Below are 14,395 nucleotides of genomic sequence, written 5' to 3'. Positions count from 1 at the left end.
GTCAGCGGGCCCGCCGCTCCGCCGCCTCGCCGCTGAACACGCGGGCGCCGCGGCGGAGCTCGTGCACCAGGGTGCCGGGCGGCAGCCCGTCCGGCACCCGCTGTTCGGCCAGCACCACCGCGGCGCCGTCCCGCACGGCGAGCGCCGCGAGCAGCGCGTACGTGGCGGCCGCGACCGGCGGCGCCATGCCCAGGGACGGCTCGTCCACCAGCACCACCCGGGCCGGCCGCAGCAGCGCCCGGGAGACCGCCAGCATCCGCCGCTCCCCGCCGGACAGCGTCCCCGCCGTCCGGGACAGCAGCGGGACGAGCGCGGGATACGGGGGCGGGGCGCCGTCCGGGGCGTCGCCCGGCGCCGCCAGGGCCAGGTTCTCGGCGACCGTCAGGCCCTCGAACACCGCCTCCCGGTCCGGTACGAAGCAGAGGCCGCGGCGGGAGCGGTCGTGCGGCGGCAGCGCGGTCACGTCCTCGCCGCGCCACACGACCCGGCCCGCGGCGAGCCGTACCGTCCCGGCGAGCGCGCGCAGCGCCGTGCTGCGGCCGGCGCCGTTCCGGCCGGTCAGGACCGTCACCGTGGCGGCCGGGACCGGCAGGTCCAGGCCGTGCAGGGCCTCCAGGGGGCCGTAGCGCACCCGGGCGCCGCGCAGCTCCATCTCGACGCTCACGGGTCGAGCCTCCCGCCCTCCATCGTGTGGACGGTACGGGCCACGGCCGCGACGACGTCCCGGTCGTGCTCCACCACCAGGACGGTCAGGCCGTCGGCGGCGAGCGCGGCCAGCAGCCGGGACAGGGCCTCCGTCTCGGCCGCGTCCAGGCCCGCGGCCGGCTCGTCCAGGAGCAGCGTGTGCGGGCGGCCCGCCAGCGCCCGGGCCAGCTCGACCCGGCGCAGCACGCCGGTCGGCAGGTCCGCGGCGGGCAGCGCGCGCACCGGGCCGGCCAGACCGGTCAGGAGCAGGGCGCGCTCGGTCGCGGCGGCGGGCCGGCGGGTGTGGTCGGCGCCGACGCGGACGTTCTCCTCCACGGACAGGGACGGGAAGACGGCCGGCTGCTGGAACGTCCGGGCGATGCCGCGCCGGGCCCGGGCGTGCGCGGGCCGGCCCGTGATGTCCTCGCCGTCCAGCAGGACCCGGCCGCGGCGGGGGCGCAGCGCGCCGGACAGACAGTCGAAGAGCGTGCTCTTCCCGGCCCCGTTCGGCCCGACCACGGCGGTGACCTGGGCGGCCGGCAGCACGATCCCGGCGCCACGGAGGGCGGTCACCCCGCCGCGGTGCGCGAACCACAGCCCCTCGGCACGGAGCCGGGTCCCCGTGCGGGTGGGCGGGACGACCGGTGCGGGTCCTCCCGTGGGCGGCGCCGCGCCGTCGGCGGCCGGCGGGTGGGTCCGGGGGCGCGGTCCGCCTGGGGACGTGAGGAAGGCCGTCAGGGGTGGGAGGCGGGTGGTGCGGGTGGCCAGGAGGCCGATCAGGAGGGCCGCGGCGCCTGCGGGGCCCGCCGTGTCGAGGGTGAGGAGGAGGGGGGCCGCCAGGAGGGGGGTGAGGAGGTGGTCCGCGCCGAGGGTCACGACCGCGGCGAACCAGAGGAGGCCGCGGAGGGGGTCGTAGGCCGTGGGGTCGAAGGCTTGCGCGCCCAGTGCCAGGAGGCCGCCGCCCAGCGCCGCCAGGGCCGCGGCCAGGGCGAAGGCGAGGAGCTTCAGGCGCGTCGACGCGACCCCGGCCGCCTCCGCTGCCCGCTCGTGGTCGCGGAGGGCCGCCAGCGCCCGGCCGGTGCGGCCCCGGCGGAGGCCCGCGACCAGGAGCAGGGCGGCCGTGAGGAGCAGGAGTTCCAGGACGTAGTAGGCGCGGTCCGTGGTGAAGGGCGCCGGGCGGGACGGGGCCGGGAGGCCCGCCGTGGCGTACGGCTGGGTGAGGACGAAGCGGCTCACCGCCACGCCGACCGCGAGGGTCGCCAGCGCCAGCGCCAGCCCGTGGCGGCGGATCGCCGGGCCGGCGGTCAGCAGCCCCGCCGCGCCGGTCAGCGGCACCGCGAGGGCCAGCGCCGCCAGGGCCGGGAGCCCGGCCGCCGACAGGAGGGCGGTGAACAGGGCGCCGAGGCCCGCGTACGCGGCCTGGCCCAGGGCGATCTGGCCCGCGCGGCCGGTGACCACGACCAGCGAGAGGAGGACGATCGCCAGGGCCGGGACCTGTACCGCCGTGCGCAGGTCGGGACCGGCGACGGCCAGGGGGAGCAGCAGGCAGCCGGCGGCGACCGCCCACACGGCGGGCGGGGTGCGGCCCGCGCGCGGCGCCGGCGGCAGCGCGTCGTGCCCCTTGCCGCCGATGCCCGGCAGGACCAGCGCGGCGACCAGCAGCGCGATCACGAACAGGTTCGCGCCCACCGCCCGGACCAGCGGCTCCGCCCAGCCCTCCGGGTGGAAGCGGGTCAGCTGCGCCTGGGTCACCCCGATGAGCAGCGCCGCGCCGATCGCGACCGGCAGCGACCGCATCCGGGCGATGACCGCGACCGCCATCACCTCCACCACGAGCAGCGGCAGCCCGTACGGGTCGAGCCGGACGTACGGGGCGAGGAGCACGCCCGTCAGACCGGCGGTGCACGCGCCGAACGCCCAGCCGGCCGCCGCGATCCGGTCCGCGTCCACCCCGGAGAGGACCGCCAGCCGCCGGTTGTCGACCACGGCCCGCAGCTCCCGCCCGAAGCGGGTCCACCGGGTCACCGCCGTCACCAGGCAGGCCACCGCCGCCACCGCGGCGAGCTGGAGCCACGGGTCGTCGCCGAGCAGCACCGGCGCGTCGTCGCGGGCCCCCGGCCCCCAGAGCAGGACCGCCGCGCCGACGAGGAGGACGAAGGCGCCGGTCGAGGCGACCAGCGCGCGGGCCGGGTCGGTGCCGGAGCGGGCGAGCGGGCGGAAGACGGCCCGGTCGAGGAGGAGGCCGAGGGCGGGGGCGACGGCCAGCAGGGTGACCAGGGCGGCCGGCCACAGCGGCCACCCCCACACGACCACCAGCTGCCGGAGGACGTACGCGCAGACCATGGCCTCCGCGCCGTGCGCCAGGTTCAGCACCCCGGTCGCCCGGTGGGTGACGACCAGGCCGATGCCGGTGAGCGCCGCCGCGCTGCCGACCGCGAGGCCGGCCAGCGTCAGCTCGTACGTCAGGGAGGCCACGGCTCACACACCGGGCAGGGCGCGAGGCCGGGGTCCCCGGCGGCCGGCACCGCGTCCGGCCGGTCCGCCACCAGCGGGCAGTCCGGGCGGTGCGCCAGGGTGCCGCCGGGGACCCGCAGCGGCGGGCCGTCGGAGGAGGGCGGGGGAGGGAGCGCCGTGTCCGGGGCCGGTTCCGGTCCGGGGTCGGCGGGGGCCGGGCCGGCCCGGACCGCCGCCGCTACCAGCACCGCGCCCGCCACCACGAGCGCCGCGCCCGGCACCGTGCAGGAGGCCAGATAGGGCAGCTGGCGTTCGGCGAAGCGCTCGCCGGAGATCCCGTACCAGCCGAGGACGCACAGCAGCGCGCCCCCGGCGGCGGCCGCCAGGCCGCCCCACAGCAGGAACCGCGCCGTCGGCACGAGGGACCTCCCTCGCCACGCTCCTTCGGTCCTTTCCTCGACTATGCCCCGTATTCTTGCGCTCCGCCCCGTATCGTCCGACCCTGGAACGGTCAGGACGTACGGCCCGCACGCACATCCGGTGGTGAGCCAGATGGTCCTCAGGCGACGAGCGGCCGCCCTCGCGGCCACGGCGGTGCTCCTCCTCACCCCCGCCGTCGCGGCCTGCTCCGACGACGAGCCCGCGACCGGCAACCAGGTCACCTCCACCACGCCGCCCGGCATGACGGCCCGGCCGCCCGGCGCCGGCGAACCGGACGACCCGGCCGCCGCCCGGGCGGAGATCACCCGGAACTGGACGGCCTTCTTCGACGCCGACACCCCGGCCGCCGAGCGGGTGAAGCTGCTGGAGAACGGCGAGCAGATGAAGGACGTCCTCGCCGCCTTCGCCGGCAACCCGCAGGCCGCCGCGACCACCGCGAAGGTCACCGGCGTCGCGTTCACCTCCGCGAGCGGCGCCGACGTCACCTACGACCTGCTGGTCGGCGGCAACCCGCTGCTGCCCGACTCCCGGGGCACCTCGGTGCTCCAGGACGACACCTGGAAGGTCTCCGTGAAGACCCTGTGCGGCCTGGTGAAGCTCAGCGGTGTCACCGTCGAAGGCTGCTGAGGCGGTCGCGGCGCGGCTCCCGGCCCTGCTGCTCGCCCTCCTCCTCGCCCTCCTCGCGGGCTGCGGCAGCCGGCTCCCGGAACGCGCCTTCGAGACGCGGCCCACCGCCCACCCCTCCGGCGGTGAGCCGCTCCGCGTCGGCATCATCACCAGCGCCACCAGCCCCGTCGGCGGCGCGGCCCTCACCGGCCCGCGCGACGGCGCCCTCGCCTTCTTCGACGCCCTGAACGCCGCCGGCGGCCTCGACGGGCGCCGGATCGAGGTCGAGACCTGCGACGACGGCGGCAGCGGCGTCGGCAACACCGCCTGCGTCCACGAACTCCTCGACGAGCGGAAGGTCTTCGCCCTCGTCGCCACCACCGCCCTCGACTACGCGGGCGCCCCGCTCGTCTCCCGCGCCGGGGTGCCCGACATCGGCGGCCAGCCCCTCACCCCCGCCTACGAGACCCATCCCCACCTCTACTCCCTGTACGGCAGCTCCGCCCCGCGCACCGGCGCCTCGCCCGGCTGGGACGGCACCCTGTACGGCGGGACCGAGGTCTACCGGTGGTTCGCGCGCGAACGCGGGGCGCGGACCGCCGCCGTCGTCGCGTACGACCAGCCCGCCTCCGCCGCCTACGCCCGGCTCGTCGAGCGGGGGCTGCGCGCCGAGGGGTACCGGGTGGTGACCGAACGCGTCGACTTCGTCCTGCCCGACTTCCGGGCCGTCGCCGCCGATCTGCGCGAACGCCGGGTGGACCTGGTGTTCGATGCGCTGGACGCGCACGGCAACACCCGGCTGTGCGAGGCGATGGAGGCGCTCGGCGTCCGGGTCGACGCCAAGGTGACGAACGTGCAGAACTGGTCCTCCGACGTGCCCCGCGCCTACGCCCGCGCGCCGGGCTGCCGCGACTCCCTCTGGGTGACCGGGTCCAGCCGCAACTTCGACGACACCGGACACCCGGAGGTCCGGGCCTTCCGCGCCGCCATGGGGGACCGGGAGCTCTCCCAGTGGCAGCTGGAGGGCTGGGCGGCCGCCATGTGGTTCACCGACGCGGCCCGCTCCTGCCTCGCCCGCCCCGACCGGGGCGGACTCACCCGGACGTGCGTCGAGGCGTACCTGGAGCGCCCCGAGCCGTACACCGCCCGGGGGCTGCTGCTGCCCGTCCGCTTCGAGCACCTGGAGCGGCCGCCCGCCACCCGTGAGACCTGCCTCTCGGTGGCCCGCTGGCGGGACGGGCAGGGCTGGCGGAGCCAGGGCGAGATGACCCGGAACTGCGCCACCGTCCCCCAGCTCGGTTACCGGCCGTGAGGGCGGGCGCCGCCGGAGCAGTACAGTCGCCCCGACCGACCAACTGACCGGGGGGAACCGGCAGATGCGCATCTCCTTCCTGCTCCACAACGGCTACCACTACGGCGGCACCATCCGGACCACCTTCACCCTCGCCGAACAACTGGCGGAACGTCACGAGGTGGAGATCGTCTCGGTCTTCCGCCACCGCGACCGCCCCCGCCTCGGCCTCCCGGCCGGGGTGACCCTCCGTCACCTCGTCGACCTGCGGGCGGACGGGCCGGACTACGACGGCGACCACCCCGACTTCCACCGCCCCGCCCGGGTCTTCCCGCGCGGCGACGGACGCTGGAAGCAGTACAGCGCGCTGACCGACGCGCGGATCGGGGAGCATCTGCGCGGGGTGGAGGCCGACGTCCTCGTCGGCACCCGGCCGGGACTCAACGTCCACCTGGCCCGGCAGGCCGGGCCCGGGCCCGTGCTCGTCGCCCAGGAGCACCTGATCCTCGACGGGCACAGCCGCCGGCTGCGCCGGGACATCGCCCACGAGTACGCGCTGCTCGACCTCGTCACCACCGTCACCGAGGCCGACGCCCGCGCCTACCGGCGGCTCCGGCTGCCGGACTCCGTCCGGGTCGAGTCCGTGCCCAACAGCGTGCCCGCGCCCGCCGTCCCGCCCGCCGACCCGTCCGCCCGGGTGGTCGTCGCGGCCGGCCGGCTCACCCGGGTGAAGCGGTACGACATCCTCGTCGACGCCTTCGCCGAGGTCGCCGCCGACCACCCCGACTGGAGCCTGCGGATCTACGGCAGCGGGGACGCCGCGCAGGACCTGCGGGGCCCGCTGGCCCGGCAGATCGAGGCCCGCGGGCTCGGCGGGCAGGTCCGGCTGATGGGCCAGGTCCACCCCATGGAGCCGGAGTGGGCGAAGGGCTCCATCGCGGCCGTGACCTCCGAGCGGGAGGCGTTCGGCATGACGATCGTGGAGGCCATGCGGTGCGGGCTTCCGGTGGTCGCCGCGGACTGCCCCCACGGGCCGCGCGAGATCGTCGAGGACGGCGTGGACGGGCGGCTCGTCCCCGTCGGCGACCCCGGCGCGGTCGCCCGGGCGCTGCGCGAGCTGATGGACGACGAGGAGCTGCGGGCCAAGGCCGGCCGGGCGGCCCTCGCGGCGGCGGAACGCTTCGACCCGGCGCGGATCGCCGCCCGCCACGAGGAGCTGTGGACCGGGCTCCTGGCGGGCCGCGCCCCCCGCCGCGCCCACTCCCCGGCGGCCGTCGCCCGGCACGTCTGGGCGGGCCGTGCGATCGACGCCGCGTACACCGCCAAGGCGGCGGCGGGCCGCACCCTGCGCCGCCTCGGCCTGCGCTGACGACGGGGTCTAGGGGAGTTCCCGCCGGTCCCGCCGGGCCGGCCGCGGGCTCGTCACCCGGATCCGCTCGTAGTCGGCGAACTCCGGGTGGTGCAGGTCGAAGGCGGGGGACTCGGAGCGGATCCGGGGCACCTCCACGAAGTTGTGCCGGGGCGGCGGGCAGGAGGTGGCCCACTCCAGGGAACGCCCGTGGCCCCACGGGTCGTCCACGTCCACCCGCGGCGCGTACCGCCAGGTCCGCCACACGTTGTACAGGAACGGCAGGGTGGAGACGCCCAGCAGGAAGGCGCCGATCGACGAGAGGGTGTTGAGCGCGGTGAAGCCGTCCGCGGCCAGGTAGTCGGCGTACCGCCGCGGCATGCCCTCCGCGCCGAGCCAGTGCTGGACGAGGAACGTCAGGTGGAAGCCGGTGAAGAGGGTCCAGAAGTGGATCTTGCCGAGCCGTTCGTCGAGCAGCTTGCCGGTGAACTTCGGCCACCAGAAGTGGAAGCCGGCGAAGGTCGCGAAGACGACCGTGCCGAAGACCGTGTAGTGGAAGTGGGCGACGACGAAGTACGAGTCGGTGACGTGGAAGTCCATCGGCGGCGAGGCCAGGATCACCCCGGTCAGCCCGCCGAAGAGGAAGGACACCAGGAAGCCGGTCGCCCACAGCATCGGGGTCTCGAAGGAGAGCGAGCCCCGCAGCATGGTCCCCGTCCAGTTGAAGAACTTCACCCCGGTCGGCACCGCGATCAGGAAGGAGAGGAAGGAGAAGAACGGCAGCAGCACCGCCCCGGTCGCGAACATGTGGTGCGCCCAGACCACCACCGACAGTCCGGTGATCGTCATGGTGGCGGCGACCAGGCTCAGGTAGCCGAAGATCGGCTTGCGGGCGAAGACCGGGATGATCTCGCTGACGATGCCGAAGAACGGCAGGGCGATGATGTAGACCTCGGGGTGGCCGAAGAACCAGAAGAGGTGCTGCCAGAGCAGCGCCCCGCCGTTGCCGGGGGCGAAGACCAGCGCGCCGAAGCGCCGGTCGGCCTCCAGGCAGAGCAGCGCCGCCGCGAGGACGGGGAAGGCGACGAGCACCAGGATCGCGGTGAAGAGGACGTTCCAGGTGAAGATCGGCATCCGGAACATGGTCATGCCGGGGGCCCGCATCACCACGATGGTGGCGAGGAAGTTGACCGAGGCGAGGATCGTGCCGAAGCCGGAGAGCGCCAGCCCCATGATCCACAGGTCGGCGCCGATCCCGGGGGAGCGTTCGGCGCTGTTCAGCGGCGCGTAGGCGGTCCAGCCGAAGTCGGGCGGCCCGCTCGGGGTGAGGAAGGAGCCGACCACCATCAGCCCGCCGAGCAGGAACAGCCAGTACGAGAACATGTTGAGGCGCGGGAAGGCGACGTCGGGCGCGCCGATCTGGAGCGGCACCAGCTCGTTGGCGAAGCCGGCGAAGGTCGGGGTGGCGAAGAGCAGCAGCATGATCGTGCCGTGCTGGGTGAACGCCTGGTTGAACTGCTCGTTGGAGAGGTACTGGAGGCCGGGGCGGGCCAGCTCCGCCCGCATCGCCATCGCCAGCAGACCGCCGAAGAGGAAGAAGACGAACGAGGTCACCAGATAGAGGTGACCGATCTTCTTGTGGTCGGTGGTGGTCAGCCAGTCGACCAGGATCCGGCCGTGCCGCTGCCGTGCCGATTCGGCCGTGGTGGTCGCCGCCTCGGTGCTCATCGGTGCCTCCGCCCCGTGTTCCGGTTCTCCGGCGTCCGGCCAGAGTAGGCATCTTGTAAGGGAACGGTGAGGGAGCCGCGCGCGGGCCTCCGCATATTTCGCCGGTTGGCCCCGGGGCGGGAATTCGGCCAGGCCGGGTCCGGCGGGGCGGGAAAACACCCCGAACAGCTCGTGCGAACCTCCGGCCGCCTATTCGAATTACCGGAGAAACGGCCGGGAACACCGTCTCCGGCAGCGGCCCGGCCGCCGCCGCGGCTGTCGGGAAGTTGTGACGCAAGCGTGACCGCGAGGGGACTAACGTGAACCCCATGGCACCCATACCGCGCATCCCCGAACCGCCCCGAGACGCGCCCGAGTCCTATGTGGGCCTCGACGCGGACGGCGCCGCCCGGCTCGCCAGGACCCGTGGCTGGCGCACCGTCCGGACCCTCCCGCCCGGCGCGATCGTCACCATGGAGTACGTCGCCGGACGCCTCAACCTCGAGGTCGCGGACGACACCGTCACCCGCTGCTGGATCGGCTGAGGCCGGACACGCGAGAGGGCCCCGGCCGGGTGGCCGGGGCCCTCTCGCGTACGGACGGGGCGGTGGGTCAGGCGGTGAGGCGGTCCGACGACGGCCGGCTCCGGGCCGCCCTGGCGTGGCTCGCCGCCGCCCCCACGGTCTCCCGGGACGGCTCCTCGGCGGCCACCGGTGCCGGGAAGAGCCGCGGCCCGCCGGACGCCACCGGCAGCGAGGGCACCAGCCGGCGACGGGCCCGCAGCCGCGCCCTGATCCGGTCGCGCCGGTCCAGGAGCCACGCCTCCACCACGGCGATGACCGGCTCGCACCAGGGCAGCGCCAGCAGGATCAGCAGGCCGGCGGCCCAGCCCAGCAGCACGTCGCTCAGCCAGTGCGTGCCGAGGTAGACGGTCGTGAGGCCGACGCCGAGCGCGACCACGGCGGAGAGCGCCGACAGATAGCGCCGGGCCCGCGGGGTGGTGGCGAGGTAGGCCAGGATGCCCCAGGTCACCACCGCGTTCGCGGTGTGACCGGAGGGGAATATGTCGCCGCCCGCGAACAGCTCGGCCGAGCCGATCTGTGTCGCGTAGTGGGGGCCGAGCCGGCCGAGTCCGAGCTTCACCGCGCCGACGGTGACGTTGAGGAGCAGCAGCGCCGCGCCGAGCGAGAGGAGCGGCCGCAGGGTGTGCTGGCGCCAGGAGCGCCAGCCCAGCCAGGCCGCCACCATCACCGCCGTCGGGCCGCGCTGTCCGAGGACGACGTAGTAGTCCAGGAAGGCGTGCAGCTCCGGCCACTGCTGGTAGGGACGGAAGAGCATGATCTTCCAGTCGAGGGTCACCAGCCAGGTGGACAACAGCACCGCCACCACGACCGCGAGGTAGAACGCCGACGTCCCGCCGAAGAGGGCGAGACGCGTCCGGGTCATCCGCGGGACCTCTATCTTCGGCGGGACCGGCTCCCGGTCCAGCCGGGCAAAGATGTCGGTACGCACCCAATCGACGTTACAGGGGGTGAGCAGACGACCCGGGCGATCCGCTCCCTTCGTGATGACGATGTGATGTGGAGTAGGTCTCAGTGGCCCGGCAATTCCGGACTCCCGTCGGAAAATCCGATGACCTTCCGCCCTATTGCCGCCGGTGCTGATTCCGGAAGCCTGTTTGTACGGCACGGAATTACTTCAAACACCCGTCCGTGCGGAATTCCATGCGACGCGCGGGGCGCACCCTGTGGCGTACGCCACACCGGGAGCCTCGCCGGGGTGAGAGGTGCGCCACCCTCCCCGGGCCCGTCCTCGCGTACGCTGACGGCTCACTCGCCCCTCATCGCCGCGCCGCCGCACGCACATCAGCCCTGGTCGGCGGCGCCATGCCGAGCGCGAGAGCGTCACTTGGAGGTACGTACATGTCGCGGACGATCACGGCCCGAGCAGGACGGCGTGCGGCCGTCGGCGACGCGAACCGCTGGGCCGTCCTCGTCGTCCTCTGCGTCAGCCTGCTCCTGGTCGCCCTCGACGCGACCATCCTCCACGTCGCCGTCCCCTCGCTGACCGAGAACCTGCGCCCCGGCTCCACCGAGCTGCTCTGGATCGTCGACGCCTACCCGCTGGTCTGCGCCTCGCTGCTGATCCTCTTCGGCACCCTCGGTGACCGGATCGGCCGGCGGCGGGTCCTCCTCCTCGGCTACGGACTCTTCGGCGTCGCCTCGGCCGTCGCCGCCCTCGCCACCGAGCCCTGGGTCCTCATCGCGGCCCGCGCCCTGCTCGGCGTCGGCGGCGCCATGATCATGCCGGCGACCCTCTCCATCATCCGGACGGTCTTCCCCGACCGCCGCGAGCGCGCCACCGCCATCGGCATCTGGACGGCGGTCGCCGCGATCGGCGCGGCCGCCGGTCCGGTGCTCGGCGGCTTCCTCGTCGAGCACTACTGGTGGGGCTCCGTCTTCCTCATCAACATCCCGCTGATGGCGCTGATCCTGCCGCTCGCCCGCCGGCTCCTGCCCGAGTCGCGGGGGAGCGCGGAGGGCCCCTGGGACGTCCTCGGCGCGCTGATGGCCGCGGCCGGCGTCCTCGGCTGCGTCCTCGGCGTGAAGCGGGCCGGCGCCGGAGAGCCGCTGTTCTCCCCGCTCACCGCCGGACCCCTGCTCGCCGGCGTGCTGCTCCTGGTCCTCTTCGTCCGGCGCCAGCGGCGCAGGCCGCACCCGCTGATCGACATGCGGCTCTTCTCCCGGCCCGCCTTCACCACCTCCGTCGGCTGCATCGTCCTCGCCATGCTGGCCCTGGTCGGCCTGGAGCTCATCGCCGTCCAGTACCTCCAGCTGGTCCTCGGACTCAGCCCCCTGGAGACCGGGCTGCGGCTCCTCCCGCTCACCTTCGCCGCCATGGCGGCCGGCGCCACCGGTTCGTACACCCTGCGCCGGCTCGGACCCCGCCGGATGGTCGGCTGGGGCTTCCTGCTCACCGCCGGAGCGGTGCTGCTGCTCACGCTCATGGGCCAGCACGACCGGCCGCTGCTGCTCACCGCCGGTTTCGTCCTGCTCGGCTTCGGCCTCCAGACCACCCTCTTCTCGGCGTACGAGTCGATGCTCAGCGAGGCGCCGCCGCGGAGCGCCGGCGGGGCCGCCGCGATCGGCGAGACCTCGTACCAGCTCGGCGCGGGCATGGGCATCGCCCTGCTCGGCAGCGTCATGAACGCGGCGTACGCCCCCGGCCTGACCGGCGTCCCCGGGGTGCCGGCGGAGGCGAGCGACGCCGCGGCGAACTCGCTCGGCGAGGCGTACCAGGTCGCCGACCGGCTCGGCGGAGCGGCCGGCGCGGCCCTGCACGCCGCCGCGCGCCACGCCTTCGTCGACGGACTGCACCTCACCCTCCTGGTGAGCGCGGGCCTGCTCCTCGCCGGTGCCGTGATGGCCGTCCGGCTGCCCCGGGTGATGGAGTGCCCGGTGGACGTCGAGGCGGCGCTGGAGGAGGCGGCGGCCGAGGCCGCGCGGGCCGCGGGCGCGCCGGCGGCGGGGGAGCGCGACGGGTGCGCCGGTCCGACGATGGTGCCCGGTCAGCCGGTGGCCTCCCCGGGCGACACCGGGGCGGCGGCCGAGCCCCGGCCGCTGCCGGGCTCCGGCCCCGCGGAGACGATGAGCGGCGCGGCCGGCCGGGCCCGCTGACGCGACCGGCCCGGTCCCGCGGGGCGGGTCCGGGCCGGGGTGGCGTCGGTCGGGATCGCGGGGCGATCCGGGGGCGGCGCGGTGCGGCGCCGGGCGGTCGGGGCGCGTCAGCTCTGATTGAAGAAACCGTCCTGCTGACGGCGGCCGGACTCGCCGCTGACGATCTCGGTGTCGGCGGGGGTGAGCAGGAAGACCCGGGTCGCCACGCGCTCGATCGAGCCGCGCAGGCCGAAGGCGAGGCCCGCGGCGAAGTCGACGACCCGCTTGGCGTCGTTCGGCTCCATGGCGGTCAGGTTCACGATCACCGGGACACCGTCCCGGAAGAGCTCGCCGATGGCCCGGGCGTCCCGGAAGCTGTCGGGCGAGACGGTGGCGATCCGGCGGCCCCGGTCCTCGGCGGTGTCCGAGGCGACCCGGACCCGGGGGTCCGTCACCCAGGCGTCGCCGCTCTCGGCACCGTCGGCGTACTCGTCGTCGTAGTAACGCTCGTCGTTGTCCTCGACGAGTCCCAGCCAGGCGCTCGCCTTGCGCACCGATCCCATGGACGCCTCCTTTCACGCGGTCACTGCGGTCACTTGTGGTTCCGCAATCCCTATCGTCGTCCATGATGCGGATCGCGCGCCAAGTGGATAGGCGCCGCGCAGGGGATTCGTGACGGTACTGGTGCAGAACGTGAGGCCCGTTTCCTGGCGATTCGTCAGGAAACTTGGGGTATGCGGGGTCTGACGGAGGGCCATGCTGCTGAAAATATGAAAGTCGGTCCAGAAGGGTGACGTCGGGCGCGTACGGGTGAACGCCGCCCCTCGCTACGATGCCGCGAGGCCGTCCGCGCTCCGCGCCCGGCACGCTCGCGCACCGCACCACGGGGGATGGAATTGTTCGGAATAGTCAGGCCCTGCACCCATCGGCTCACCGACCACCTGAAGACCCAGTGGATGGCGCACCTGTGCGGACTGTGTCTGGCCCTGCGTGCCGACCACGGCCAGTTCGCCCGGGTCGTGACCAACTACGACGGGCTCATCGTCTCGGTCCTGACGGAGGCTCAGACCGGCGTCACGGAGACCGGCCGGCGCACCGCGGGCCCCTGCCCGCTGCGCGCGATGCGCACCGCGCCCGTCGCCCGCGGCGAGGGCGCCCGGCTCGCCGCCGCCGTCTCGCTCGTCCTCGCCTCGGCCAAGGTGCGCGACCACGTCGCCGACCGGGACGGCCTGCTGGCCCGCCGGCCGGTCGCCGCCGCGGCCCGCCGGGTCGCCCGCTCCTGGGACAGGGCCGGCGCCCGGGCGGGCCACGCGGTCGGCTTCGACACCGCCGTGCTCGTCGACGCCGTGGACCGCCAGACCGGCATCGAGTCCCTCGCCGGCCCCGGCACCCCGCTCCTCGTCGTCACCGAACCCACCGAGACCGCCACCGCCGCCGCCTTCGCCCACACCGCGCTCCTCGCCGGCCGGCCCGGGAACGCCGAACCGCTCGCCGAGGCGGGCCGGCTCTTCGGCCGCCTCGCCCACCTCCTCGACGCCGTCGAGGACCAGGCCGCCGACGCCGAGGCCGGCGCCTGGAACCCGCTCACCGCCACCGGCACCTCCCGCGAGGAGGCCCGCCGGCTCGCCGACGACGCCCTGCACGGCATCCGGCTGGCGCTGCGCGACGCCGAGTTCACCGACCACAAGCTCGTCCACCAGCTCCTCGCGCACGAACTGCGGGTCTCGGTCGACCGCGCCTTCGGCACCACGACCTGCTCCCACGTCGGCGGCGGCGCCCCGGCGGGCGCCCACGGCCCGGTGCCCGGCAACCCCTACGCGCCGAACGGCCCCGGGACCGGCAGCCCTTACGGCCCCGGCACCCCGTACGCCCCCGGCCCCGGCGGTCCCGCCGGACCGGGCGGGCCCTGGAACCCCGGACCGGGCGGCGGCGGGGGCGGCGGCGGCTTCCCGCCCGGCCCGCCGCACCGCAACCGGCGCGGCCTGATCGCCGGTTGCGCGGTCTGGGCCGGCCTCGCCTGCACGTGCCAGATGTGCTGCGGCAGCTACGAGGACCCGTGGAGCCGGGAGCGCAAGGACGGCCTGTGCCAGCAGTGCGACTGCGGCAGCTGCTGCGACGGCTGCGAGTGCTGCTCCAACTGCTGCGGAGAGGACGGCTGCGGCTGCTGCGACGGCTGCGGCTGCGACTGCAGCTGCTGACGGGCCGTCG

At 75.2% G+C, this 14,395-nt stretch carries 11 protein-coding genes and 1 pseudogene; 6 read left to right on the top strand and 6 right to left on the bottom strand.

The window, feature by feature from the left end; all coding sequences use genetic code 11:
• Position 1: 1 nt before the first annotated feature.
• From IF73_RS0114855 to IF73_RS0114845, 3 genes are read right to left on the bottom strand one after another with little or no spacing between them, the layout of a single operon-like run.
• Positions 2 to 664: an ATP-binding cassette domain-containing protein gene (locus IF73_RS0114855; protein ID WP_031007712.1), complete on the bottom strand. Its 663-nt coding sequence runs from the start codon at positions 662 to 664 to the stop codon at positions 2 to 4.
• On the bottom strand, positions 661 to 3,159 hold the full coding sequence (locus tag IF73_RS0114850; protein WP_037879228.1) for an ABC transporter permease subunit: 2,499 nt from the start codon (positions 3,157 to 3,159) through the stop codon (positions 661 to 663). Before IF73_RS0114850 ends, IF73_RS0114855 begins: the two co-directional genes overlap by 4 nt.
• Positions 3,147 to 3,557, bottom strand: a complete 411-nt coding sequence (locus IF73_RS0114845) for a hypothetical protein (RefSeq protein ID WP_031007708.1) — start codon at positions 3,555 to 3,557, stop codon at positions 3,147 to 3,149. The genes IF73_RS0114850 and IF73_RS0114845 overlap by 13 nt, the downstream gene beginning before the upstream one ends.
• 133 nt (positions 3,558 to 3,690) lie before the next feature.
• Between IF73_RS0114845 and IF73_RS0114840 the strand changes: the two genes are divergently transcribed.
• From IF73_RS0114840 to IF73_RS0114830, 3 genes are all read left to right on the top strand, one after another.
• The gene (locus tag IF73_RS0114840) at positions 3,691 to 4,206 is read left to right on the top strand and encodes a hypothetical protein (protein ID WP_031007706.1); all 516 of its coding nucleotides are present in this window, start codon (positions 3,691 to 3,693) and stop codon (positions 4,204 to 4,206) included.
• Entirely contained in the window at positions 4,184 to 5,497 is a 1,314-nt protein-coding gene (locus tag IF73_RS0114835; RefSeq protein ID WP_031007704.1) for an ABC transporter substrate-binding protein, read from the top strand. Before IF73_RS0114840 ends, IF73_RS0114835 begins: the two co-directional genes overlap by 23 nt.
• Positions 5,498 to 5,561: 64 nt before the next feature.
• The gene (locus IF73_RS0114830; RefSeq protein WP_031007701.1) at positions 5,562 to 6,845 is read left to right on the top strand and encodes a glycosyltransferase; all 1,284 of its coding nucleotides are present in this window, start codon (positions 5,562 to 5,564) and stop codon (positions 6,843 to 6,845) included.
• Positions 6,846 to 6,854: 9 nt separating this feature from the next.
• Here the strand turns inward: IF73_RS0114830 and ctaD are convergent, their stop codons facing one another.
• Complete coding sequence (gene ctaD / locus IF73_RS0114825; protein WP_031007699.1) at positions 6,855 to 8,552, bottom strand: cytochrome c oxidase subunit I; 1,698 nt, start codon at positions 8,550 to 8,552, stop codon at positions 6,855 to 6,857.
• Positions 8,553 to 8,860: 308 nt separating this feature from the next.
• Between ctaD and IF73_RS0114820 the strand changes: the two genes are divergently transcribed.
• Positions 8,861 to 9,076: an I78 family peptidase inhibitor gene (locus IF73_RS0114820; protein WP_031007697.1), complete on the top strand. Its 216-nt coding sequence runs from the start codon at positions 8,861 to 8,863 to the stop codon at positions 9,074 to 9,076.
• A gap of 85 nt (positions 9,077 to 9,161) precedes the next feature.
• Here IF73_RS0114820 and IF73_RS0114815 read toward each other — a convergent pair.
• A pseudogene (locus IF73_RS0114815) lies at positions 9,162 to 10,043 on the bottom strand (phosphatase PAP2 family protein); the annotation flags it as partial.
• Positions 10,044 to 10,453: 410 nt separating this feature from the next.
• On the opposite strand from IF73_RS0114815, the gene IF73_RS0114810 reads away from it, so the two are divergent.
• Positions 10,454 to 12,208 (top strand): MFS transporter, encoded by a 1,755-nt coding sequence (locus tag IF73_RS0114810; RefSeq protein ID WP_031007693.1) that lies wholly within the window; start codon positions 10,454 to 10,456, stop codon positions 12,206 to 12,208.
• 107 nt (positions 12,209 to 12,315) lie between these two features.
• Here the strand turns inward: IF73_RS0114810 and IF73_RS0114805 are convergent, their stop codons facing one another.
• Positions 12,316 to 12,750, bottom strand: a complete 435-nt coding sequence (locus IF73_RS0114805) for a cell division protein SepF (protein WP_031007691.1) — start codon at positions 12,748 to 12,750, stop codon at positions 12,316 to 12,318.
• A 333-nt stretch (positions 12,751 to 13,083) separates the two neighbouring features.
• Here IF73_RS0114805 and IF73_RS0114800 point away from each other — a divergent pair, with 333 nt between their 5' ends.
• Positions 13,084 to 14,385, top strand: a complete 1,302-nt coding sequence (locus tag IF73_RS0114800; protein WP_031007689.1) for a DUF5685 family protein — start codon at positions 13,084 to 13,086, stop codon at positions 14,383 to 14,385.
• Positions 14,386 to 14,395: the final 10 nt, after the last annotated feature.

The organism is Streptomyces sp. NRRL F-5727 (genome assembly GCF_000719555.1).
Lineage (GTDB): Bacteria > Actinomycetota > Actinomycetes > Streptomycetales > Streptomycetaceae > Streptomyces.
Note: the sequence above shows the minus strand (reverse complement) of the source record. Positions and strands in the feature narration are given on the sequence as shown.

Excerpts from the sequence above, each read along its gene's own strand:
- IF73_RS0114810 (WP_031007693.1), top strand. The coding sequence starts at position 10,454 with ATGTCGCGGACGATCACGGCCCGAGCAGGACGGCGTGCGGCCGTCGGC.
- IF73_RS0114820 (WP_031007697.1), top strand. The coding sequence starts at position 8,861 with ATGGCACCCATACCGCGCATCCCCGAACCGCCCCGAGACGCGCCCGAG.
- IF73_RS0114830 (WP_031007701.1), top strand. The coding sequence starts at position 5,562 with ATGCGCATCTCCTTCCTGCTCCACAACGGCTACCACTACGGCGGCACC.
- IF73_RS0114840 (WP_031007706.1), top strand. The coding sequence starts at position 3,691 with ATGGTCCTCAGGCGACGAGCGGCCGCCCTCGCGGCCACGGCGGTGCTC.
- ctaD (WP_031007699.1), bottom strand. The coding sequence starts at position 8,552 with ATGAGCACCGAGGCGGCGACCACCACGGCCGAATCGGCACGGCAGCGG.
- IF73_RS0114805 (WP_031007691.1), bottom strand. The coding sequence starts at position 12,750 with ATGGGATCGGTGCGCAAGGCGAGCGCCTGGCTGGGACTCGTCGAGGAC.